We start from the raw sequence: 22,740 nt of genomic DNA on the forward strand, positions 1-22,740 counted from the left end.
GGGTCAGGCATTGACGAAGTCACTGACAGATTGCTTTCGCGAGCAGGCTCGCTCCCACAGGGGATGGCGGTGTTACCAGCCGAAGACTTCGCAGCAGTTGGCGGTGCTGGCGTTGGCCAGTTGTTCAGGCGTGATATTCATCAGCTCGGCCAACGCTGCACAGATTGCCGGCAAATGCGCCGGGCTGTTGCGCTGGCCGGGGAACATGGCGGGGGCCATGTCTGGTGAGTCGGTTTCCAGTACCACCGATTGCAGCGGCAGTTCCGGCAGCACCCGATGCATGCGCAGCGCCTGCGGCCAGGTCGGTGCGCCGCCAAGACCCAGTTTGAAACCGAGCTTGAGGTATTCCCGCGCTTCTTCGCGGCTGCCGGCGAAGGCGTGGATGATGCCGGCGCGTTTGAGTTTGAAGCGCTTGAGCGTGGCGATCACCGCTGCGTGGCTGCGGCGTACGTGGATCAGCGCCGGCAACCCGAAGTCTGCGGCCAGTTGCAGCTGCGCTTCGAACAACCCTTGTTGTCGCTCGCGATTGAGGTTTTCGATGAAGTAATCCAGGCCTATCTCGCCCACCGCACACAGCTGACGATGTCCGCGCAAGCGCGTCAGCCAGTCCCCCAGCGCATGCAAATCTTCGGGGCGATGCTGATCGAGAAACACCGGGTGCAATCCGAACGCCGCGTACAGGCCGGCATCGCTCTGCACCAGATCCCAGACCCGTTGCCAGTTGCCCTGATGCACGCCCAGCACGACGATGCGCCGCACGCCGAGAGCGCGGCTTTCGGCCAGCAACTCGGCGCGATCGGCGTCGAAGTCGGGGAAGTCGAGGTGGGTGTGGCTGTCGATCAGCTCCACGCTTCAGTCCCGATGAATACGCTGCTTGAAGGTCCGCGCGATGGCTTGCACGCCCGGTTGGTAGTCATCCTGCTCGACCGCGGCCAAGGCCAGTTCCAAGGCCTTGTCGGCGATCAACTGGTGTTGCTGGGACATGGCGTTGACCGGCAGCGGCAGGAAATCCAGCAACTGCGTGTCGCCGAAGGTGCCGAGGCGCAGCGGCCGCGATTTCAGCGGGAAATCATGCAGGGCATCGAACACGCCTTGCAGCAGCACGTAGGAGGTGGTCACCAGTGCGTCAGGCAAATGCCCCAGACGCTGCAGGAGTTCTTCCATCAATTGCTTGCCGCACTCGCGGCTGAACGACTCGGCGTGCTCGACCAGCACCTCGCCTTTGAAGTCGTTGAGCGCCGCGCGGAAACCGGCGGCACGTTCCTGGCTGATGCTCAGCTCCGGGCGGGCGCCGAGCAGCACGATCTGCTTTGGCTGCGGATCGAGCAGACTTTGGGTCAGATGCAGGCTGGCCTCGCGGTCGTCGCTGATCACCGAGCAGAAATGCTCCGGCTCCATGACCCGGTCGATGGCGATGATCGGCAGACCCTTGGCCTGCAACTGGCGGTAGCTGTCATCACCGGCCGGCAGGCAACTGGCGACGATCAGCGCATCGCAACGGCGGGCGCGGAACAGTTGCAGCAACTGGCGCTCGCTGTCCGGCGCATCGTCGGAACTGGCGATCAGCAATTGATAACCGCGCGCCCGCGCGCCTTGTTCGAGCAACTTGGCGATCCGCGCGTAACTGGGGTTTTCCAGATCCGGCAGGATAAAGCCCAGGGTGCGCGTGTGCCGACTGCGCAGGCCGGCCGCTTGCGGATTGGGCGTGAAGCCGTGCAGATCGACCACCGCGCGCACGCGCTCGACGGTCGCGTTGCTGATGCGTTGCTGTTCGGCCTTGCCGTTGATGACGTAGCTGGCGGTGGTGACGGAGACGCCGGCCAACCGCGCGATATCACTGAGTTTCAACCCGGTATTTCCTTGTTTTTTCGAGCATGCCGCGACATTTTCGCCAATCCTACCCGATAAGGGCAGTCGACTTATTGCCTGGGCAGATCCGACCAGTTGGACTTCAAGGATGAGACATTATCGAGTAACGTGCCGATCAATCTAGATTAAACGTTTCAGCAAGCGTATTTTCTACGTTTTAGACGCCTTTGGCCGGTCCTGCCGTGAAACCGCCAAAACTGCCGCTGAAAAGCGCGGCAGAGCGCCTAAGCTGTGAACCATTCAAAACAATACCTGGCGTTGAACTGCGCCAAAAAGGAGATCGCATGCTCGAGCTCACTATAGAGCAGATATCCATGGGCCAGTCGGCCGTGGATAAACCCGCTGCCCTGCAATTGCTGGCCAGTCATCTGGTCGCCGACGGTCTGGTTGCCGACGGCTACCTCGCCGGCCTGCAGGCCCGGGAAGCCCAGGGCTCGACCTTTCTCGGTCAAGGCATCGCCATTCCCCACGGTACGCCGGAAACCCGCGATCAGGTATTCGCCACCGGCGTGCGCCTGATGCAGTTTCCTGATGGTGTCGATTGGGGCGATGGCCAGATCGTTTATCTGGCCATCGGCATCGCGGCGAAATCCGATGAACACCTGCGCCTGCTGCAACTGCTGACCCGCGCCCTCGGCGAGACCGATCTGGGCCAGGCCTTGCGTCGCGCCAGCTCCCCCGAAGCGCTGCTTAAACTGTTGCAAGGCGCGCCGCAGGAACTGGCGCTGGATGCGCAGATGATCGGCCTCGGCGTGTCGGCCGACGATTTCGAAGAACTGGTCTGGCGCGGCGCACGTCTGCTGCGTCAGGCCGATTGTGTGAGCAACGGCTTTGCCGGCGTGTTGCAGCAAGTCGAAGCGCTGCCACTGGGCGATGGCCTGTGGTGGCTGCACAGCGAGCAGACCGTGAAGCGTCCGGGACTGGCGTTCGTCACCCCGGACAAACCGATGCGCTACCTCGGCCAGCCGCTCAGCGGACTGTTCTGCCTCGCCAGTCTGGGCGAAGCGCATCAGGCGTTGCTCGAGCGTTTGTGCGCGTTGCTGATCGAAGGTCGCGGCCACGAACTGGGCCGCGCCACCAGCAGCCGCAAAGTTCTCGAAGTGCTCGGCGGTGAACTGCCGGCCGACTGGCCGAGTGCACGTATTGCCCTGGCCAATGCCCATGGTTTGCACGCACGACCAGCGAAGATTCTTGCGCAACTGGCGAAGAGTTTTGATGGCGAAATCCGCGTGCGCATCGTCGACAGCCAGGACAGCGCCGTGTCGGTGAAGAGCCTGAGCAAACTGCTCAGTCTCGGCGCCCGCCGCGGTCAGGTGCTGGAGCTGATCGCCGAGCCGAGCATCGCCGCCGATGCCTTGCCGGCCCTGCTCGCGGCGATTGAAGAAGGCCTCGGTGAGGAAGTCGAGCCGCTGCCGGCCGTGAGTCAGCAGCGCGAAGTGATCGCCGACATCGCCGAAGTATTGATCGCGCCGGCCTCCGGCAGCCTGTTGCAGGCGATTCCTGCCGCACCGGGCATCGCCATCGGCCCTGCGCACATTCAGGTGCTGCAAGCCATCGATTACCCGTTGCGCGGCGAATCTGCCGCGATCGAGCGCGAGCGCCTCAAGCAAGCGCTGAGCGACGTGCGCCGCGACATCCAAGGCTTGATCGAACGCAGCAAGGCCAAGGCGATTCGCGAGATTTTCATCACTCACCAGGAAATGCTCGACGACCCGGATCTGACCGACGAAGTCGACACCCGCCTCAAGCAAGGTGAAAGCGCCGAAGCGGCGTGGATGGCGGTGATCGAAGCCGCCGCCAAACAGCAGGAATCGCTGCAGGACGCTTTGCTCGCCGAGCGTGCCGCCGATCTGCGTGACATCGGTCGCCGGGTGCTGGCGCAGCTGTGTGGCGTGCAAACCGCGAACGAACCTGAGCAACCGTACATTCTGGTGATGGACGAAGTCGGCCCGTCCGATGTCGCGCGCCTGGATCCTGCGCGAGTGGCAGGGATTCTCACCGCGCGCGGCGGTGCTACCGCGCACAGCGCCATCGTCGCCCGCGCGCTCGGTATTCCAGCACTGGTCGGCGCGGGTGCAGCGGTGCTGTTGCTCGAGCCGGGCACGCCGCTATTGCTCGACGGTCAGCGTGGCCGTCTGCATGTCGACGCCGATGCCGCGACCCTCAAGCGTGCCGCTGAAGAGCGCGACACCCGCGAGCAACGCCTGAAGATCGCCGCCGAACAACGCCATCAACCGGCACACACCACCGACGGCCACGCCGTCGAAGTGTTCGCCAACATCGGCGAAAGCGCAGGCGTGACCAGCGCGGTGGAGCAGGGCGCCGAAGGCATTGGTCTGCTGCGCACCGAACTGATTTTCATGGCCCACCCACAGGCACCGGATGAGGCGACCCAGGAAGCCGAATACCGTCGCGTGCTCGATGGTCTGGCCGGGCGGCCGCTGGTGGTGCGCACGCTCGACGTCGGCGGCGACAAACCGTTGCCGTATTGGCCGATCGCCAAGGAAGAAAACCCGTTCCTCGGCGTGCGCGGCATTCGCCTGACTCTGCAGCGGCCGCAGATCATGGAAGCGCAACTGCGCGCCTTGCTGCGCTCGGCTGACAACCGTCCGCTGCGGATCATGTTCCCGATGGTCGGCAGCGTCGAAGAGTGGCGCCAGGCCCGTGACATGACCGAGCGTCTGCGCTTGGAAATTCCAGTCGCCGATCTTCAGCTGGGGATCATGATCGAGGTGCCGTCGGCCGCGTTGCTTGCGCCGGTTCTGGCCAAGGAAGTCGACTTTTTCAGCGTCGGCACCAACGACCTGACCCAATACACCCTGGCCATCGACCGTGGTCACCCGACGCTGTCTGCACAAGCGGATGGCTTGCACCCGGCGGTGCTGCAACTGATCGACATCACCGTGCGCGCCGCCCATGCCCATGGCAAATGGGTGGGCGTCTGCGGCGAACTGGCGGCTGATCCGCTGGCGGTGCCGGTGCTGGTTGGCCTCGGTGTCGACGAGCTTAGCGTGTCCGGGCGCAGCATTGCCGAAGTCAAGGCGCGCATCCGTGAACTCAGCCTGCCCCAGGCGCAAACCCTCGCCCAACAGGCCCTGGCCGTGGGCAGCGCGAATGAAGTGCGCGCATTAGTGGAGGCCCTGTAATGGCCAAGATTCTTACCCTGACCCTCAACCCGGCACTCGACCTCACCGTCGAGCTGTCACGGCTGGATGCCGGTCAGGTCAATCGCAGCGAGGAGATGCACACCCACGCTGCGGGCAAAGGCGTCAATGTCGCCCAGGTGCTGGCGGATCTCGGCCATCAGGTCACCGTCAGCGGCTTTCTCGGCGAAGACAATCAGCAAGCGTTCGAAACCCTGTTCGCCAAGCGTGGTTTTGTCGACGCGTTCATCCGCGTGCCGGGCGAGACGCGCAGCAACATCAAAGTCGCCGAACAGGACGGGCGCATCACCGACATCAACGGGCCTGGCCCGGTGGTTGATGCAACGGCGCAGCAAGCCTTGCTTGATCGCTTGCTGCAGATCGCACCGGGGCACGATGCGGTGGTGGTCGCCGGCAGTCTGCCGCGTGGCGTCACCGCGCAATGGTTGCGCGAGCTGATTGAAAGCTTGAACGCGCTCGGCTTGAAAGTCGCCCTCGACTCCAGCGGCGAAGCCTTGCGCGCCGCGTTGCAGGCCAGCCCCTGGCTGATCAAACCGAACACCGAAGAACTGGCCCACGCCCTCGGCTGCGAAGTGGTCTCGCCAATCGCTGAAGCGCAAGCCGCCGCACGCTTGCACGGCCAAGGCATCGAGCACGTGGTGATCTCCCACGGCGCCGACGGGGTCAACTGGTTCAGTGTCGGCTCGGCACTGCATGCCTCGCCGCCGAAGGTCAGCGTGGCCAGCACGGTTGGTGCCGGCGATTCATTGCTGGCCGGCATGCTCCACGGTCTGCTTAGCGCCGACACCCCAGAGCAAACCCTGCGCACCGCCACCGCGATTGCGGCGATGGCGGTGACCCAGATCGGTTTTGGCATCAACGACGCTGCGCAACTGGCGCAGCTCGAACAGGGCGTGCGCGTGCGCCCCCTGACAGAACAATAAGAGGGTTTGTCATGAAGTTAGCCATTGTTACGGCTTGCCCGAACGGCATGGTCACCAGTGTGCTGTGCGCGCGCCTGCTCGATGCAGCGGCGCAGCGTCAGGGCTGGAGCACCAGCGTTGAAGTGGTCGATCCGGCACACCCGGAACGCGAGTTGTCGGCGGCAACCATCGAAGCCGCCGAGTGGGTCTTGCTGGTCACCACCGGCGCGGTGGACATGAGTCGCTTCGTCGGCAAGCGCGTGTTCCAGATCGCTCCGGCGCAAGCCTTGCAGGATGTCGAAGCGGTGCTGCGTCGCGGTGCCGAAGAGGCCGCAGTCTACGTCGCCAGCGCAGTCGAACCGGCGATCGATGCGCCCCGTGCGCCGCGCATCGTCGCCATCACGGCCTGCCCGACCGGCGTCGCCCACACCTTCATGGCCGCCGAAGCGTTGCAGCAGACTGCCAAGCGTCTGGGTTATGAATTGCAGGTCGAAACCCAAGGCTCGGTGGGCGCGAAAACCCCGCTCAGCGCAACGGCCATCGCCGAGGCTGACGTGGTGTTGCTGGCGGCGGATATCGACGTCGCCACCGAGCGTTTCGCCGGCAAGAAAATCTATCGCTGCGGCACTGGCGTTGCCCTGAAGCAATCCGAAGCGACCCTGAAAAAAGCCCTGGCCGAAGGCGCAGTGGAAAGCGCGGCAAGCGACGGCAAGGCTGCGGCCAAGTCGGAAAAAACCGGCGTCTACAAACACCTGCTCACGGGTGTTTCGTACATGCTGCCGATGGTGGTGGCGGGTGGTTTGCTGATCGCGTTGTCCTTCGTGTTCGGCATCACCGCTTACAAGGAAGAAGGCACGCTGGCGGCGGCACTGATGCAGATCGGCGGCGAAACCGCGTTCAAGCTGATGGTGCCGCTGTTGGCCGGTTACATCGCCTACTCGATTGCCGACCGCCCGGGCCTTGCGCCGGGAATGATCGGCGGCTTGCTCGCAGGCACTCTGGGCGCCGGATTCATCGGCGGGATCATTGCCGGTTTCATCGCCGGTTACGCCGCCAAAGCCATCGCCCGCTATGTGAAATTGCCGCAGAGCCTGGAAGCGCTGAAGCCGATTCTGATCATCCCGTTGCTGGCCAGTCTGGTGACCGGCCTGGTGATGATTTACGTGGTCGGCAAACCGGTCGCCGGCATGCTCGCCGCGCTTACCCAATTCCTCGACAGCATGGGCACTACCAACGCGATTCTGCTCGGCGTGTTGCTCGGCGGCATGATGTGCGTCGACCTCGGCGGGCCGATCAACAAGGCTGCCTATGCGTTTTCGGTGGGGCTGCTGGCCTCGCAGAGTTACGCACCGATGGCCGCGACCATGGCCGCCGGCATGGTGCCGCCGATTGGTCTGGGCATCGCCACCTTCATTGCCCGGCGCAAGTTCGCGCAGAGCGAGCGCGAGGCCGGTAAAGCGGCGTTCGTGCTCGGCCTGTGCTTTATCTCGGAAGGGGCGATTCCGTTTGCCGCGAAAGACCCGCTGCGGGTGATCCCGGCGAGCATCGCCGGTGGCGCGCTGACCGGCGCCTTGTCGATGTACTTCGGCTGCAAACTGATGGCGCCGCACGGCGGCTTGTTCGTGCTGGCGATCCCCAATGCGATCAACCATGCGCTGCTGTATCTGCTGGCGATCGTCGCGGGGAGCCTGGTTACGGCGGTGGTGTATGCGCTGCTCAAACGGCCTGAGGCTGTCGAACTACCGCTGGAGCCCGCCAAGGCTTAGCTGACGTCGCAAAACCTGTGGGAGCGAGCTTGCTCGCGAAAGCGGTGTGTCAGCGAAAAAAATTTCGACTGATAGGTACCCTTCGCGAGCAAGCTCGCTCCCACATGGTTAAGGGTGTCATGGCGAGTTCATATAGGCATGCTTAAGTTTTCCCTTTTACAGGGAGAACACCATGAGCGATTTCAATCTCGGTCGGCGTCGCGTCATGCAAGCGGTGGGTGCCGGGCTGTTGTTGCCGGGGCTGGCGCCGGCGGTGATTGCCTCGGTCAAGGATCGTCCGCAGCTCACCGACGGCGTGCAGTCCGGCGACCTGCTCGGCGACCGCGCGATGATCTGGAGCCGCAGCGATCGCCCGGCGCGTATGGTGGTCGAGTGGGACACCGGCAGCCTGTTCGGCAACCCGCGCAAATTCGTCTCGCCACTGGCCGATGCGCGCAGCGATTTCACCGCCCGCGTCGAACTCACCGGCCTGCCGGCCAACCAGGCAATTTTCTATCGCGTGCACTTCGAAGACGCCCAGAGCGGCGTCGCCAGCGAACCGTGGTTCGGCCATCTGCGCAGCGTGCCGACGGCCAGGCGCGACATTCGTTTTGTCTGGAGCGGTGACACCGTCGGCCAGGGCTTCGGGATCAACCCGGACATCGGCGGCATGCGCATCTACGAAGCCATGCGCCTGCGCCTGCCAGACTTCTTTATCCACAGCGGCGACACCATCTACGCCGACGGCCCGGTGCCCGCGCAACTGACCACCGAAAGCGGGCGCATCTGGCGCAATATCACCACCGAAGCCAAGAGCAAAGTCGCGCAGACCCTCGACGATTATCGCGGCAACTATCGCTACAACCTGATGGACGAAAACATCCGCCGCTTCAACGCCGAAGTGCCGCAGATCTGGCAGTGGGACGATCACGAAGTGGTCAACAACTGGTCACCGGGCAAGCAGCTGGATGAGCGTTATCAGGAGAAAGATATCCACAAGCTGGTCGGCCGCGCGCGGCAGGCGTGGCTGGAATATGCGCCGATGCGTTTGCAAGCGGCGGACGGCGGCGGGCGCATTTATCGCAAGCTCAGCTACGGGCCGATGCTCGACGTGTTCGTGCTGGATATGCGCAGCTATCGCGAAGCCAACGACGACAACCTCGGCGCGGCAAAACCGTTTCTCGGCCGCGAACAGCTGGACTGGCTCAAGCGTGAATTGAAGGCGTCGACCGCGCAGTGGAAAGTCATCGCCGCCGACATGCCCATCGGCCTGGGCGTCCCGGACGGCGAGGTCAGCCCGGGCGTCGCGCGTTGGGAAGCCGTGGCCAACGGCGACCCCGGCCCGGCGCAGGGGCGTGAACTGGAAATTGCCGAATTGCTCGGATTTTTACGTGCGCAGCAGGTGCGTAATTTCGTGTTTCTGACGGCGGACGTGCATTACTGCGCAGCGCATCACTACCACCCGGACCGCGCCGCGTTTCAGGATTTCGAACCGTTCTGGGAATTTGTCGCCGGGCCGTTGAACGCCGGCAGTTTCGGGCCGAATCCACTGGACAAGACGTTTGGCCCAGAGGTGGTGTTCGAGAAAGCACCGCCCGCACAGAACACCTCGCCGTTTGCCGGGTTTCAGTTTTTTGGTGAGGTGAATATTGAAGGGCAGAGCGGGGAGATGAGTGTGGTGTTGCGGGATCTGGATGGGGTGGCGGTGTTTGAGCAGAAGTTGCAGCCTGTTTAATCCCGCTGGATCAAAAACCCCTCACCCCAGCCCTCTCCCTGAGGGAGAGGGAGCCGACCGAGGTGTCTTGCGTCATGCATCGACCTGAAAGACCGAGGTGATTGTGGATGCAGCGACTTTCGTCGTCTCAGTTCAGGATCGGGCACGCGGGCGTGTCGGATTTGGATTCGGCGAAAGACGTTCAGGTCGACATATAGCGTGAATGATTCGCGGTCGGTCCCCTCTCCCTCTGGGAGAGGGCTAGGGTGAGGGCATTTTCCGCTCTGCCGCAATTCTGATGATCTGCTCCAATACATCATCCATCTGCTGAAGCACCTCAAGATTGCTGAATCGCACGACTTCAATGCCTTGTTGAGACAGGAAGTTCGACCGGCGCCGATCGTGAAGCACCCCGGCCGTCTCATAGTGCTGGCCACCATCCAGCTCAATCGCCAACCTCAACTTCACACAATAGAAATCCAGCACAAACGGCGGACATGGAAACTGTCGGCGAAACTTCAGGTTGGCGATCTGCCGGGAACGCAGGCGCTGCCAGAGCAGGTGTTCGCAATCTGTCTGGTTGGTGCGCAAGTGGCGGGCGAATTGGGCGAGGGTAGGGCGGCTTGGCATGGCTTCACGGTCCTTGTGAAGTTGAGTGGAGATTTAACAGTAGCCCATTTCCCTCATCGGAACGCGGCCCGCCCAGCCCTCACCCAGAGGGAGCCGACCGAGGTGATTATGGCTATGGATTCAGTGAAGAACGCTCAGGTCGGCGTCGATCTCGAGCATCCCTCAATCGGTCCCCTCTCCATTGGGAGAGGGCTAGGGTGAGGGGCTTTTCGCAGGCGTTAGTAAACGTCCCGGCGATAGCGGCCCTGTTCGATCAGGCGTTCGACTTCGGCGCTGCCGAGGATATCGTTGAGGGCCTGGTCTACGCCTGAGGCCATACCTTGAAGGCTGCCGCAGATATAGATGACGGCACCATCTGCCAACCATTTCTTCAATTCATCCGCAGACTCACGCAAGCGATCCTGCACATAAATCTTCTCGGCCTGATCGCGGGAAAACGCCAGATCCAGCCGCGCCAGATCACCATTGACCAGCCACTCTTCCAGCTCGGCGCGGCAGAGAAAATCGTGTTCGCGTTTACGCTCGCCGAACAGCAGCCACTGCCGTTGCTGACCATCGGCAATGCGTGCCTTGAGCAGGCTGCGCAGGCCGGCCAGGCCGGTGCCGTTGCCCAGCAGGATCATCGGCACGGGTTCGTTCGGCAGATGGAAACCGCTGTTGCGCCGCACGCGCAGGCTGATGCTGCCGCCCACTGGAGCGTGTTCGGTGAGCCAGCCGGAGCCGATGCCGAGGCTGCCGTCGTTGTGCTGTTCCTGGCGCACGATCAGTTCCAGCACGCCGTCAGCGGCAATCGAGGCGATCGAGTATTCGCGCATCGCCAGCGGCACCATCGCGTCGACCAGCGACTGCGCATGCAAACCGACCAGATGCGCGCGGTGTTCGGGCAACTGGCGTGAGGCGAGGGCCACTTCCAGTGGTTCGTCGATCCCATTGACCTTCACCTGAGTTTCGCCACGAATGCCAAGGCCGTCGAGGAAATGCTCGATGGCCCACGGGCAGTTGCGCGGCAGCACTTCGACCAGGTCACCGGCCAGCCAGCTGCGCGTGTCGGGGGCTTTGAGGCCGAGCAGGTAGACCGGCGCGCCGCTGCTGTCGGGGTTCATCAATTCGCGACGGACCAGCGTCCAGTTGTCATAGCTCGGTGCTTGCCAGGTTTCGCTCGGCGCCTGTCCGGTGAGCTGGCCGAGTTGGGTTTGCCAGTGACGCAGCGCGTAAGGATCGCCGCTGTCGACCTCCACCGGGGCGAACAGGGTTTTGCCGCCGTGTTCGCCGAGCCATTGATGCAAGCGCTTGGCGAAGCCGCAGAAGTGCGCGTACTGCCGATCGCCGAGGCCGAGCACGGCGTAGTTGAGGCTGTCGAGTGTCGAAGCCTTGGCCAGCACTTTGCGTTCGAAACCACGGGCGCTGTCCGGCGCTTCGCCGTCGCCGAAGGTGCTGACCACGAACAATGCGTTGTTCGACTCACGCAGATCCTGTTCGCTCAGATTGGCCAGCGGCTGCACGTTGACCGGCAATCCGGCGGCCTGCAATTGTCCGGCGGTCTGCCACGCCAGTTGTTCGGCGAAACCGCTCTGGCTGGCGAAACCGATCAGCCATGCCGAAGCATCGGCGGACGGTTGTGCGAGACCTTGGCGGGCATCCTTGATCTGCTTTTTCTTGCGTCGACGGTCCAGATACAGCAGCCAGCCAGTGATGAAAAACAGCGGCATGCACACCGCCGCAATCGTCACGATGATGCGCCCCACAAGGCCGAAATAACTTCCGACGTGCAGCGCATAAATGCTGGTCAGCAATTGGGCCTTGAAGCTTTTGTCGGCATAGCGGTCGACGCGTTTGACCACTCCGGTGGCCGGGTCGAGGGTGATCTGATTCATCGCGCGGTCATGAGGCGAGCTGTCGAGCAGGTAGAACACCGTCGCCGGCTGGCCGGCCACCGCCGGCATGCGAATGTTGTACGCGGCCAGACCCGGGCCGGCAGCGCTGTAGATGCTGCTCCATATCGCCGCGTAGTCGGCGGTCGGTGGCGGACCTTCCGGCGCCGGGCCGCGACCGCCGCGTACGCGTTCGTTTTGCGGCGCGTCGGAAAGCAGTCGGGTCAGGCCTTTGTTGTACCACTCGTACGACCATGACAAACCGGTCAACGCCAGCAGCAAATAGACCAAAAGGCACCAGGTGCCGGCCACCGAGTGCAGATCCCAATTGAACGCGCGGCCCTTCTTTTTCCAGTCCAGGGTCAACCACACGCGCCAGCTGTTCCATTGGCGCGGCCAACGCAAATACAGGCCAGAAAGGCAGAAGAACAACAGCATCAAGGTGCAGGCGCCGGTGATGTTGCGCCCGGTGTCGCCCATGGCGAGGAAGCGGTGCAGTTGCAGCATCAGGCCGAAGAAATCCTGACCGGTGGCATCGCCCTTGAACTCGGCGGTGTACGGATCGAAGTAGCGCATCTCGCCACGCCGTTCGCCCTTGGGCGGGGTGAAGAATACCCGTGCGGCGTGACCGCTGTCGGTCTCGACCCAGAGCATTGCGACTTTCTTGCCGGACGCGGCTTCAATGCGCTCCACCAGTTCAACTGGTGGCAGCACGCCGGCGACCTGTTTTTCCACCTGCAGAACGGACGGATTCAGCGCGCGCAGGATCTCGTCCTGAAACGAATAGGCCGCGCCGGTGATGCCCATCAGCGCCAGCACCAGCCCTGCGGTGATGCCAAAAAACCAGTGCAACTGGAACAGGGTTTTCTTCAACACGTCACTCGCCGTCCGTTCGGAAATTTTCATCACGGCGCGCATTATGCCGTGGGTTATCAAGAAGCGTTTTGCGTTACACACAAAAGCCCCGTTCAACTGAATGAACGGGGCCGAGCCTCGCGGCACATTCCCTGTGGGAGCGAGCCTGCTCGCGAAAGCGGTGTGTCAGTCAGCATCGATGTTGCTGAAAGATTGCCTTCGCGAGCAAGCTCGCTCCCACAGGTTTTCACATTGGTCAGAAGTGGAAATTGGTGCTCAACAGCGCCGTCCGTCCCGCCGCCTGATTGGCAAAGTGGGTCGAGAAGGCTTTGTCGTAATAGGTTTCGTCGGTCAGGTTCTGCACGTTGAGTTGCAGGTCGACGTTCTTGGTCAGCTTGTAGGCCGCCATCGCGTCGTAACGCACGTACGAATCGACCATCGTTGTGTTGGCGACACTGCCGTAGACGTCGTCGACGTAGAACGCGCCACCACCGATCGTCAGCTTCGGCGTGACCTGATACGTGGTCCACAGGCTGGCGCTGTTTTTTGGTGTGTTCGGCAGATCGTTGCCGTCGTTGGCGCGACCCAGCGGGCCGCCATCTATCTGCTCGCTGTCCATGAAAGCGTAACCGGCGAACACCTGCCACTTGTCGGTGATCTTGCCGCTGGCCGACAGTTCGAAGCCTTGCACGCGGGTCTTGCCGGCGTTTTCGTAGGAGCTGGTATCGACTTGCACGCGAGCGTTTTCCTTCTCGGTGCGGAAGATGTCGGCGGTCAGCGACAGGCGATCATTGAGCAGATCCCACTTGGTGCCGATCTCGTAGTTCTTGGTGGTTTCCGGCTCCATGTCGCTGCTCAGCAGGTTGCCGCTGCGATCCGGTGTGCCGCCCAGCGGGTTGCCTTCCTGACCTTCGCCCAAGGTGTTGCCCGGCGGTGTCGCCGAGGTTGCATAGGAGGCGTAGATGCTGCCGTTTTCCGCCGGCTTGTAGACCACGCCGAACTGACCGGTGACGAATTCGCTGGTGTCATCGCCCTTCGAGGTGGTGGTGCCTGCGGCGTTGTAGGTTTTGTAGTCGGTGTCGAAGTGGTCGTAGCGCAGGCCCATGTTCACCAGCCACTGCTCGGACAACTCCAGCGTGTCGAATACGTACAGTGCGTAGGTGTCGGCCTGGGTGTCGGTACCGGCGTAGTTGCGCGAGATCGCACCGTTCCACGGATCGTTCGGGTTCGGGTTCGACAGCGAGGTGCAGTTGTAACCGCTGGCAGCGCCGATCAGGCCCGGGTTGCAGTTGGTGGTGACGGCGCTGGTGCGCGGCGTGGTGTCGGTGTTGACGTTGTACGAGGATTTCTCGCTCTGCTCACGGGTGTATTCGACACCGGTGGAGAAGCTGTTCTTGAAACCGGCCACGTAGAAGGTGCCGAACAGGTCGGTCTGGTTGGTGGTGGTTTCAGTATTGCTCACCCGCGTGTTGGCCCGACGCCAGACGCTGCCGTTGTTGACGTTGCCCTTGCTGTCGTCCGGCTGGGTGAGGATGTAATCCTGCATGCTGCTGCCGTGGCGCAGGGTGTTCTTGATGGTCAGCGCATCGTTCAGGTCGTGCTCGATGGCGAAGGTCGCAGTGTCGGTGCGGCCCTTGCGGAAGTCGCGATCCAGACCATAGAAATTGTCGTGATCGCCACCGGCGTACGGCTTGTCCGGGTTGGACTTGGTGCGTGCGGCCGAACCACCGGTAGGGATGGTGTACGGAATGCCCGAGTCCGGGGTGTCGTTGCTTTCCAGATGGTAGTAGTCGAGGTTGACGCGGGTATCGGTGCCCAGGCCGAAGGCCAGCGACGGTGCGATACCCCAGCGGTCGTAATCGACCTTGTCGCGACCGGCGACGTTGCTCTCGTGGCTCATCAGGTTGAGACGGCCGGCGGCGCTGTCGCTGAACTGATAGTTGCCGTCGAGGGTGTAGCGCTGGGTCTGGTCGGAGCCGTAGGTGAAGCCGCCGTCGAACGAGTTGCCCAAGTGCGCTTTCTTGCTCACCAGGTTGATGCTGCCGCCGGCGGCGCCGCGACCGCCAATCGCCGAGTTCGGGCCTTTGCTGACCTCGATGTTTTCCACGGCGAAGATTTCACGGCTCTGCGAACCGGTGTCGCGCACGCCGTCCAGATAGGTGTCGCCCTGGGCGTCGAAGCCGCGAATGAACGGACGATCGCCCTGCGGGTTGCCACCTTCACCGGCGCCGAAGGTAATGCCCGGCACGGTACGCAAGGCGTCCTGCATGTTCAGCGCGCCGGTGTCCTTGAGCACTTGTTGCGGGATGACGGTGACCGAGCGCGGGGTGTCGACCAGCGGCGCGGTGTACTTGGGCGAGGAGGCTTTTTCGACCTGATAGGAGGTCGAGTCCTGGGCTTCGCCGGTGATGGCGGTGGCGTCCAGGGCGATGGCGTTGCCGGACGCTTTGCTGTCGGTTTTTTCCGCCGCGAAGACCATCTGCCCAGCGGAGCCGGCGGTGATTGCGACACCGATTGCCGAGGCGAGCAGACGTGGTGAACTGACCGGTAATTGTGCGTGTTGACGTGCCATTTTTATTCCCCTCCCCAAGGATTTGAGGCGGCGGAATATAGGGTAAACAGGTATTCGTATCAATTGCGAAACATTGTTATTCGCATTGAATTTACATTCTTTACAATTTGCCCTTACGGTTTCTGCCTGTTCGTTCGTCTTGGGGGTTTTACACAGTCAATAAGAATCAATACCATTGCCGCCTTCTTGCCATCAGGTGACATCGCCATGCTGCTGCACATTCCCGGGCTGTTCGCAAAAGACGAAGTGCAGCGCATCCGCCAGGCCCTGGAGCAAGCGGATTGGGCCGATGGCAAGATCACCGCCGGCTTCCAGTCGGCCAAGGCCAAGCACAATCTGCAATTGCCCGAAGGCCACCCGCTGGCCAAGGAAATCGGCGCGGCGATGCTGGAGCGGTTGTGGAAAAATCCGCTGTTCATGTCTGCCGCACTGCCGCACAAAGTCTTCCCACCGTTAGTGAACTGTTACACGGCCGGCGGCAGTTTCGATTTCCACATCGACAACGCCGTGCGCCAGCCCAAGGGCAGCATCGAGCGGGTGCGCACCGATCTGTCGGCGACACTGTTTTTCAGCGAGCCGGAAGATTACGACGGCGGCGAACTGGAGATTCAGGACACCTACGGCACCCAGCGCGTGAAGCTGCCGGCCGGCGACATGGTGTTGTATCCGGGCACCAGTTTGCACAAGGTCAATGCGGTTACACGTGGTGTGCGTTATGCGTCATTTTTCTGGACGCAGAGCCTGGTGCGCGAAGACAGCCAGCGCGCGTTGCTGTTCGAAATGGACGGGGCGATTCAGCAGCTGACCCGGGACGTCCCCGATCACCCTTCGCTGATCCGCCTCACCGGTACTTATCACAACTTGCTGCGGCGTTGGGTCGAGGTATGAGTTTCCAGTTGCGCCGCGAGGAAGTTCTCGATGCGGCCGGGTTGGCGGCAATGCTTGAAGAAAGCCCGGCCCGCGCTGCGCAAGCGATTTTGCTGGCAGCGGGCGAGGGCGAGGTTGAAGCGCAGGCGTTGCTTGGGCAGATCCTGCTGGATGGCCAAGGCATCGCCCAGGATCAACCGCTTGCATTGCGCTGGTTCGGCATCGCTGCCGGGCGTGGACACCTGATGGCACGCAACATGCTCGGGCGTTGTCAAGAGCATGGTTGGGGGTGCGCGGCGGATGCCTCGGTCGCGGCGCAGCATTATCGAATCGCTGCCGAGGCCGGTCTGGATTGGGCGATGTACAACCTGGCCAATCTGCTGGCCACCGGGCGCGGGGTGACGGTTGATCATCAGCAAGCGTTGGCGTTGTATCGCCGCGCGGCTGAGTTGGGTCACGCGAAATCGATGAACCTGCTGGGGCGTTATCTGGAGGAAGGCCAGGTGTGCCCGCCGGATCCGCTGGCGGCGCGCGAGTGGTATCGGCGTTCGGCCGAGGCAGGGGATTTTCGTGGGCAGTTCAGTTTTGCTGCAGTTTTAGCGGATGAGGGGCGGATTGATGAGGCGGTCGATTGGCTTGAGAAAGCTTTGGCCGGCGGAAATCTGAATTTCCTGCGGGTGGCGAGTCAGACGCTGGCTGATGCCGCAGATCCGAGGGTTCAGGCAATGGCGGCTCGGTACTCGGCTCGGTACGCAGAATTGCAGCGCGGCTGAAACCGCAAAGCCCTCACCCTAGCCCTCTCCCAAGGGGAGAGGGAACCGACCGCGCCGTTCTCGCGCTGTACATCGACCTGAAATATCCATTCGAACTCAATTTTTGAAAAGCATACACATCGGCTCCCTCTCCCTTTGGAGAGGGCTGGGCGGGCGGCGTTCCGATGAGGGGCCTCGGTTTCAAGTACAACGAAGATTCCCTGCCGAACACGAAAAAAAAGCCCACATCATCGTGGGCTTTTTCACTTGCAGCTTGCAGCTCAAAACTTGCAGCTGCTCCTTAAACGTAAAACGACTTCAGCGGCGGAAATCCGTTGAACTCGACCGCGCTGTAACTGGTGGTATATGCACCGGTCGACAGCCAGTACAGACGATCACCAATCGCCAGGTTCAGCGGCAAGCCATACTTGTAGTTCTCGTACATGATGTCGGCGCTGTCGCAGGTCGGGCCGGCGATCACGACTTCTTCCATCTCGCCTTTCTTCTCGGTCCAGATCGGGAACTTGATCGCTTCGTCCATGGTTTCGATCAGGCCGGAGAACTTGCCCACATCGGTGTAAACCCAACGCTCGACAGCAGTGCGCGATTTGCGCGCAACCAGTACCACTTCGCTGACCAGGATACCGGCGTTGGCAATCAGCGAACGGCCCGGCTCGAGGATGATTTCCGGCAGGTCATCACCGAAATCTTCTTTCAGGAAGCGGATGATTTCTTCGGCGTAGGTTTCCAGGCTGTTGGTGCGGGTGATGTAGTTGGCCGGGAAGCCACCGCCCATGTTGATCAGCTTCAGGTGGATGCCGTCTTCTTCTTTCAGGCGCTCGAAGATCACTTTGACCTTGGCGATCGCCGCGTCCCAGACGCTGATGTCGCGCTGTTGCGAGCCGACGTGGAACGAGATGCCGTATGGCACCAGGCCGAGGTCGCGGGCGAGGATCAGCAGGTCCATGGCCATGTCGGTCTGGCAGCCGAACTTGCGCGACAGCGGCCAGTCAGCGGTGGTCGAGCCTTCAGTGAGGATGCGCACATAGACTTTCGAACCCGGAGCAGCCTTGGCGATGTTGCGCAGGTCGGCTTCGGAGTCGGTGGAGAACAGACGCACGCCCTTCTCATAGAAGTAGCGGATGTCCTTGGATTTCTTGATAGTGTTGCCGTAGCTGATACGGTCCGGGCTGACGCCGCGATCCATGACTTTGTCCAGCTCGTAGATCGAGGCGATATCGAAGCTCGAGCCCTTGTCTTTGAGCAGGTCGATGATCTCGACGGCCGGGTTGGCCTTGACCGCGTAGTAGACCTTGGCGAATTCGAAACCGGCGCGCAGGTCATCGTAGGCCTGGGCGATCATCGCGGTGTCGATCACCACGAACGGGGTTTCCTGTTTGTCGGCGAACGCCTTCATTTTGTCGAATGTAGCGCGCGCGAAATAGTCTTCGACCTGGATCGACATGCTGGGTGCTCCTATGGGCAAACTCGTAAAAACAATGGGTGCATGAACGCCCTCCGTATCCCCACTTTGGTTCGCCTACTTCCCAAGGCATTGCCGCCGAAAGCAAAAAGGCCATCCAGATCGCTTGAGAGCTACTGCGCTAGACAATCCTGCGTTGGGAAGAGGCTCGGAATGCTCATTTACAACCAGTAAACTCCGCTTCCTCGCCTCTTCCCGCCTTGTCTTGTCTGCGCTCGCTACGCTCTCAAACGATCTGGACCAAATGTCCCTTGGCCTCGCTGTCTCGTCGTCAGTACTTGAGCCGGATGGATCGTTTCCAGCATGGACGTTCGGCGCGAACTTTAGGGCGTGAGGGGCGCGAGATCAACTAAAAATGTCGCGTTTTTGCACGCTTCTGACGTGCGTCGCGTTCATCACTCCTTCTACCCGACCGAGATGACGGACAGATGTTCCCGGCGAATTTTCGAGTGTTAAACATATCTGCACGTTCGTGGCTTTTGTCGGCTAGATCGCTGGTAAGTGTGATGGGGACAACTTCGGCGACGTTTGCAGCGAGGGAGGTTAGTGAGGGGGATTTTGAGCCCGGAAGAAGTTAGATGGGCAACACTTTTTCATGCGGGACTGTTGAGATTCTTTGTCACCTTGTGAAGATCAACAAAATCACGCAGATCCTGTGGGAGCGAGCCTGCTCGCGAAGGCATTTTCACAGCCGCCGTCAGCGTCGACTGATATTGCGCTTTCGCGAGCAGGCTCGCTCCCACAGGGATCGGGTTTCAACCGCGCAGATGGTTTATGCGACCACCGTCTCAGCCGGCGAGACGATACTGGTCTTCATCCCCCGCGAACGTCCCGAGCTCAGGTACGCCGCGATCGATTCCTGCGTCACCTCGCCCAAGAACACCCGTTCGGCATCCATCACCGGCAGCCAGGCGCGGTTGAACTCGTACATGCGCGACAACAGGATGCGCAGGTGCTCGTCGTACGCTGCGGTGGCGTTGAACTCACGGAGGAATTGCGCGCAGGTGCCGGTCTGGCGATGCAGGTCGCGACGGCGCACGTAACCCAGCGCCTTGTTCTCGGCGCAGGTGACCACCACGTAGCGACGGTCATGTTCGTCCATCAACTCCAGCGCATCGGCCACCGGGGTTTCCGGGCTGACCGACGGCGCGTTGTCCGCCGCGTCTTCGGCCTTCACCAACAGCAGGCGTTTGAGCGTGCTGTCCTGGCCGACGAAGTTGCTGACGAAATCATCCGCCGGATGCGCCAGCAGGGTGTCCGGGTGGTCGATCTGCAGCAGCTTGCCGGCGCGGAAAATGGCGATCTTGTCGCCCAGTTTGATCGCTTCGTCGATGTCGTGGCTGACCATGATCACGGTCTTGTTCAGCGCGCGCTGCATCTCGAAGAATTCGTTCTGGATCATCTCGCGGTTGATCGGGTCGACCGCACCGAACGGCTCGTCCATCAACAGCAGCGGGGCGTCAGCTGCAAGCGCACGAATCACGCCGATACGCTGTTGCTGACCACCGGACAATTCACGCGGATACCGATGCAGATACTGCTTGGGCTCGAGCTTGATCATGCTCATCAGTTCGCGGGCGCGGTCGTGGCATTTCTGTTTGTCCCAGCCGAGCAGTTTCGGCACCACGACGATGTTCTCTTCGATGGTCATGTTCGGGAACAGACCGATCTGCTGGATCACATAGCCGATGTTGCGGCGCAGCGTCACTTCGTCGAGATCGGTGGTGTCTTCGCCGTTGATGAGGATCTTGCCCGAGGTCGGTTTGATCAGGCGGTTGATCATTTTCAGCGTGGTGCTTTTGCCGCAACCCGATGGCCCGAGGAACACGCAGATCTCGCCTTCATTGACGGTCAGGCTTACCGAGTCCACGGCTTTGACATCTTTGCCGTTGCTTTGGAAAGTTTTGCTGAGGTTTTGAAGTTCGATCATTTCAGGAGTCCTTTTGGAGTCAGCGAGCGTTGCAGCCACTGCAAAACGAGGTCGGCGAAAATCGCCAGAAGACTGACCAGCAGCGCGCCGACGATAAGCATCGACATGTCACTGCGGCTGATGGAGGCGAGGATCAACACACCGAGGCCGCCGGCGCCGATGGTTGCGGCGATGGTCATCACGCCGATGTTCATCACCACCGCAGTGCGAACGCCGGCAAGAATCACCGGCACCGCAATCGGCAACTCGACCATGCGCAGGCGCTGGCCAAAGGTCATGCCGATGCCGCGTGCGGCTTCGCGGATGCCCGGCTCGACGCCGGTGAGGGCAAGGTAGGTGTTGCGCATGATCGGCAGCAGCGAATAAAGGAACACGGCGGTGATCGCCGGCAGCGGCCCCAGGCCCTGGCCGAACTTGGAGTAGAACGGCAGCAGCAGGCCGAACAGGGCGATCGACGGCACGGTCAGCAGCACTGTGGCGCTGGCCTGCAACGGGCCGGCGAGGGTGGGGAAGCGCGTCATCAGGATGCCCAGTGGCACGCCGATGACGATCGCCAGGGTCACGGCGATGCCGACCAGAGTGATGTGCTGCCAGGTCAGGTGCATCACCTGCTGCCAGTCGAGATGGGAAAAGGCGTTCAGGAATTCCATGACTTCTCCTCTCTTAATTCAATGGGTGCTGGCGCAGGAAATCGGCGGCAACGGACGATGGGCTTTCGTGGTCGACGTCGACCCGCGCGTTGAGCTGGCGCATGGTTTCGTCGTCGAACAGTTCGGCCAGCGGCTTGAGTTGTTCGGCCAGTTTCGGGTTGGCGTCCAGCGTGGCCTGACGCACCACGGGAGCGGCGGTGTAGTCGGGGAAGTAATGCTTGTCGTCTTCCAGCAATTTCAGGCCGAAGGCATTGAGACGGCCATCGGTGGTGTAGACCAGACCGGCAAACACCTGACCGTTACGCAGCGCGGTGTAGACCAGGCCGGCGTCCATCTGCCGGATGTTCTTGCGGGTCAGGTTCATGTCGTAGAGCTTGACCATGCCGTCGAGACCGTCGGAGCGGTTGGCGAACTCGGTATCCAGCGCCACCAGGTGGTTGGTCTTGGCCTCGGCGCGCAGCACTTCGTTGAGCTGGCTGATATTGCCGATCTGCGGGTATTGCTCGGCAACCTTTTTCGGCAGGGCGAGGGCATAGGTGTTGCTGAACTTCGAAGGCGTCAGCCAGACCAGGCCTTTTTTCGCGTCGAGTTCTTTGACCCGGGCGTAGGACTGCGCGCTGTCGAGTTTCTCGGTGACATGGTTGTAGGCCACCAGCGACACGCCGGTGTATTCCCAGAGCAGGTCCAATTGGCCGCTTTCGTGGGCGCTGCGCGCTAGGTTGCTGCCCAGACCGCCGGTGATCTGCGCGTCGTAGCCTTTGCTGCGCAGGTATTGCGCGGTGATTTCGGCGAGCAGGGTCTGCTCTGTGAAGACCCGGGCGCCGAGGCGAATCACTGGTTTTTCAGCGGCTTGCGCGATTCCTGCGAACAGCAGGACGCAGCCTAAGATCAAGCTAAGTCGTTTCATAAATATTCCTTCGCAAAGCCTTAAGACGGGCGCAAACCGCGTTCCAGCCAGAGGCGGCTGGCGAGGGTGACCACGCCATCGAGCAACAGCGCCAACAGCGCGGTGCACGCGGCGCCGAGCAGCAGTTGCGGCTGATTGTTCAGGGCGATGCCGGGGAAGATCAGGCTGCCGAGGCTGTTGGCGCCGATCAGGAACGCCAGCGGCGCGGTACCGACGTTGATCGCCAGTGCGACCCGCACGCCACCGACGATGATCGGCACGGCGTTGGGCAATTCGACTTTCCACAACACCTGGCGCGGCGTCATGCCGATGCCGACAGCGGCTTCCTTCAGCGAGCCCTGGACATTTTTCAGGCCTTCATAGGTGTTGCGCACGATCGGCAACAGCGAGGCGAGGAACAGGGCGAAGATCGCCGGTCCACTGCCGATGCCGAGGATGCCCAGCGCAATCGCGAGCACGGCCAGCGGTGGCACGGTGTTGCCGATATTGAAGATCTGCATGAAGCGTTCGGCGCGGCCGACCATGCTCGGGCGGCTGAGGAAGATACCGGCGGGGATGCCCACGACAAGGGCGGCCAGCATGGAGGCGAGGACGAGAATCAGATGAGCTTGCAGGTAAAACAACAAATCGTCGCGGTAGTGTTCGATCGTGTTGATGCCGATCCAGTGGACCAGCAGGGCCAGGAGCGCGATCACCACCGCACCTCCCATCAGCCCTTTGCCATAGCGGATAGCCACAGGCGGACTCCTTTTTTTGTAGTCGGCGAGCGCTGCTCCGCGTGGCAAGCCATTCCTGGCTGCCGGAGTCAGCGTTCGCGAAAAGTAGCCGT

General features: G+C 61.8%; 16 protein-coding genes. 6 read left to right on the forward strand and 10 right to left on the reverse strand.

Annotation, left to right across the window (positions count from 1 at the left end):
- Positions 1 to 72: 72 nt before the first annotated feature.
- Together HU724_RS04865 and cra are read right to left on the reverse strand one after the other, a co-directional pair.
- Positions 73 to 849 carry a TatD family hydrolase gene (locus tag HU724_RS04865; protein ID WP_186568038.1) on the reverse strand — a complete coding sequence of 259 codons (777 nt, stop codon included), beginning with the start codon at positions 847 to 849 and terminating at the stop codon, positions 73 to 75.
- Positions 850 to 852: 3 nt separating this feature from the next.
- Positions 853 to 1,848, reverse strand: coding sequence for a catabolite repressor/activator (gene cra / locus HU724_RS04870; RefSeq protein ID WP_024011578.1), 996 nt, complete (start codon positions 1,846 to 1,848; stop codon positions 853 to 855).
- A gap of 305 nt (positions 1,849 to 2,153) precedes the next feature.
- Here cra and ptsP point away from each other — a divergent pair, with 305 nt between their 5' ends.
- The 4 genes from ptsP to HU724_RS04890 all read left to right on the forward strand — a co-directional run bounded on the left by ptsP (position 2,154) and on the right by HU724_RS04890 (position 9,415).
- Complete coding sequence (gene ptsP, locus HU724_RS04875) at positions 2,154 to 5,015, forward strand: phosphoenolpyruvate--protein phosphotransferase (protein ID WP_122610853.1); 2,862 nt, start codon at positions 2,154 to 2,156, stop codon at positions 5,013 to 5,015.
- Positions 5,015 to 5,956 (forward strand): 1-phosphofructokinase, encoded by a 942-nt coding sequence (pfkB, locus tag HU724_RS04880; RefSeq protein ID WP_186568040.1) that lies wholly within the window; start codon positions 5,015 to 5,017, stop codon positions 5,954 to 5,956. The genes ptsP and pfkB overlap by 1 nt, the downstream gene beginning before the upstream one ends.
- Positions 5,957 to 5,967: 11 nt before the next feature.
- A complete protein-coding gene (locus HU724_RS04885; protein ID WP_186568042.1) occupies positions 5,968 to 7,701 on the forward strand; it encodes a PTS fructose-like transporter subunit IIB in 1,734 nt (577 codons plus the stop codon).
- A 172-nt stretch (positions 7,702 to 7,873) separates the two neighbouring features.
- The gene (locus HU724_RS04890; RefSeq protein WP_186568044.1) at positions 7,874 to 9,415 is read left to right on the forward strand and encodes an alkaline phosphatase D family protein; all 1,542 of its coding nucleotides are present in this window, start codon (positions 7,874 to 7,876) and stop codon (positions 9,413 to 9,415) included.
- 240 nt (positions 9,416 to 9,655) lie between these two features.
- Here the strand turns inward: HU724_RS04890 and HU724_RS04895 are convergent, their stop codons facing one another.
- The 3 genes from HU724_RS04895 to HU724_RS04905 all read right to left on the reverse strand — a co-directional run bounded on the left by HU724_RS04895 (position 9,656) and on the right by HU724_RS04905 (position 15,322).
- Positions 9,656 to 10,024: an endonuclease domain-containing protein gene (locus HU724_RS04895; RefSeq protein ID WP_186568046.1), complete on the reverse strand. Its 369-nt coding sequence runs from the start codon at positions 10,022 to 10,024 to the stop codon at positions 9,656 to 9,658.
- Between the two features lie 218 nt (positions 10,025 to 10,242).
- Positions 10,243 to 12,771 carry a PepSY domain-containing protein gene (locus tag HU724_RS04900; protein ID WP_186568180.1) on the reverse strand — a complete coding sequence of 843 codons (2,529 nt, stop codon included), beginning with the start codon at positions 12,769 to 12,771 and terminating at the stop codon, positions 10,243 to 10,245.
- Between the two features lie 235 nt (positions 12,772 to 13,006).
- On the reverse strand, positions 13,007 to 15,322 hold the full coding sequence (locus HU724_RS04905; protein WP_186568048.1) for a TonB-dependent receptor: 2,316 nt from the start codon (positions 15,320 to 15,322) through the stop codon (positions 13,007 to 13,009).
- A gap of 207 nt (positions 15,323 to 15,529) precedes the next feature.
- Between HU724_RS04905 and HU724_RS04910 the strand changes: the two genes are divergently transcribed.
- Positions 15,530 to 16,210, forward strand: coding sequence for a Fe2+-dependent dioxygenase (locus HU724_RS04910; RefSeq protein ID WP_186568050.1), 681 nt, complete (start codon positions 15,530 to 15,532; stop codon positions 16,208 to 16,210).
- On the forward strand, positions 16,207 to 16,962 hold the full coding sequence (locus HU724_RS04915) for a tetratricopeptide repeat protein (protein ID WP_186568052.1): 756 nt from the start codon (positions 16,207 to 16,209) through the stop codon (positions 16,960 to 16,962). Before HU724_RS04910 ends, HU724_RS04915 begins: the two co-directional genes overlap by 4 nt.
- A 280-nt stretch (positions 16,963 to 17,242) precedes the next feature.
- Here HU724_RS04915 and HU724_RS04920 read toward each other — a convergent pair whose 3' ends face one another.
- The 5 genes from HU724_RS04920 to HU724_RS04940 all read right to left on the reverse strand — a co-directional run bounded on the left by HU724_RS04920 (position 17,243) and on the right by HU724_RS04940 (position 22,621).
- Complete coding sequence (locus tag HU724_RS04920) at positions 17,243 to 18,406, reverse strand: type III PLP-dependent enzyme (RefSeq protein ID WP_016771733.1); 1,164 nt, start codon at positions 18,404 to 18,406, stop codon at positions 17,243 to 17,245.
- Positions 18,407 to 19,196: 790 nt separating this feature from the next.
- Complete coding sequence (locus HU724_RS04925) at positions 19,197 to 20,354, reverse strand: osmoprotectant ABC transporter ATP-binding protein OsmV (RefSeq protein ID WP_016771732.1); 1,158 nt, start codon at positions 20,352 to 20,354, stop codon at positions 19,197 to 19,199.
- Complete coding sequence (locus HU724_RS04930; RefSeq protein ID WP_024011588.1) at positions 20,351 to 21,004, reverse strand: ABC transporter permease; 654 nt, start codon at positions 21,002 to 21,004, stop codon at positions 20,351 to 20,353. Before HU724_RS04930 ends, HU724_RS04925 begins: the two co-directional genes overlap by 4 nt.
- 13 nt (positions 21,005 to 21,017) lie before the next feature.
- Complete coding sequence (locus HU724_RS04935; protein WP_016771730.1) at positions 21,018 to 21,911, reverse strand: glycine betaine ABC transporter substrate-binding protein; 894 nt, start codon at positions 21,909 to 21,911, stop codon at positions 21,018 to 21,020.
- Positions 21,912 to 21,931: 20 nt separating this feature from the next.
- Positions 21,932 to 22,621 carry an ABC transporter permease gene (locus HU724_RS04940; protein WP_166554532.1) on the reverse strand — a complete coding sequence of 230 codons (690 nt, stop codon included), beginning with the start codon at positions 22,619 to 22,621 and terminating at the stop codon, positions 21,932 to 21,934.
- Positions 22,622 to 22,740: the final 119 nt, after the last annotated feature.

It is taken from the genome of Pseudomonas iranensis, from assembly GCF_014268585.2.
GTDB lineage: Bacteria > Pseudomonadota > Gammaproteobacteria > Pseudomonadales > Pseudomonadaceae > Aquipseudomonas > Aquipseudomonas iranensis.

Bases quoted from the DNA above. Each gene is read 5' to 3' on its own strand.
- ptsP (WP_122610853.1), top strand. From the start codon at position 2,154: ATGCTCGAGCTCACTATAGAGCAGATATCCATGGGCCAGTCGGCCGTG.
- pfkB (WP_186568040.1), top strand. From the start codon at position 5,015: ATGGCCAAGATTCTTACCCTGACCCTCAACCCGGCACTCGACCTCACC.
- HU724_RS04885 (WP_186568042.1), top strand. From the start codon at position 5,968: ATGAAGTTAGCCATTGTTACGGCTTGCCCGAACGGCATGGTCACCAGT.
- HU724_RS04890 (WP_186568044.1), top strand. From the start codon at position 7,874: ATGAGCGATTTCAATCTCGGTCGGCGTCGCGTCATGCAAGCGGTGGGT.
- HU724_RS04895 (WP_186568046.1), bottom strand. From the start codon at position 10,024: ATGCCAAGCCGCCCTACCCTCGCCCAATTCGCCCGCCACTTGCGCACC.
- HU724_RS04905 (WP_186568048.1), bottom strand. From the start codon at position 15,322: ATGGCACGTCAACACGCACAATTACCGGTCAGTTCACCACGTCTGCTC.
- HU724_RS04910 (WP_186568050.1), top strand. From the start codon at position 15,530: ATGCTGCTGCACATTCCCGGGCTGTTCGCAAAAGACGAAGTGCAGCGC.
- HU724_RS04915 (WP_186568052.1), top strand. From the start codon at position 16,207: ATGAGTTTCCAGTTGCGCCGCGAGGAAGTTCTCGATGCGGCCGGGTTG.
- HU724_RS04920 (WP_016771733.1), bottom strand. From the start codon at position 18,406: ATGTCGATCCAGGTCGAAGACTATTTCGCGCGCGCTACATTCGACAAA.
- HU724_RS04925 (WP_016771732.1), bottom strand. From the start codon at position 20,354: ATGATCGAACTTCAAAACCTCAGCAAAACTTTCCAAAGCAACGGCAAA.
- HU724_RS04930 (WP_024011588.1), bottom strand. From the start codon at position 21,004: ATGGAATTCCTGAACGCCTTTTCCCATCTCGACTGGCAGCAGGTGATG.
- HU724_RS04935 (WP_016771730.1), bottom strand. From the start codon at position 21,911: ATGAAACGACTTAGCTTGATCTTAGGCTGCGTCCTGCTGTTCGCAGGA.
- HU724_RS04940 (WP_166554532.1), bottom strand. From the start codon at position 22,621: ATGGGAGGTGCGGTGGTGATCGCGCTCCTGGCCCTGCTGGTCCACTGG.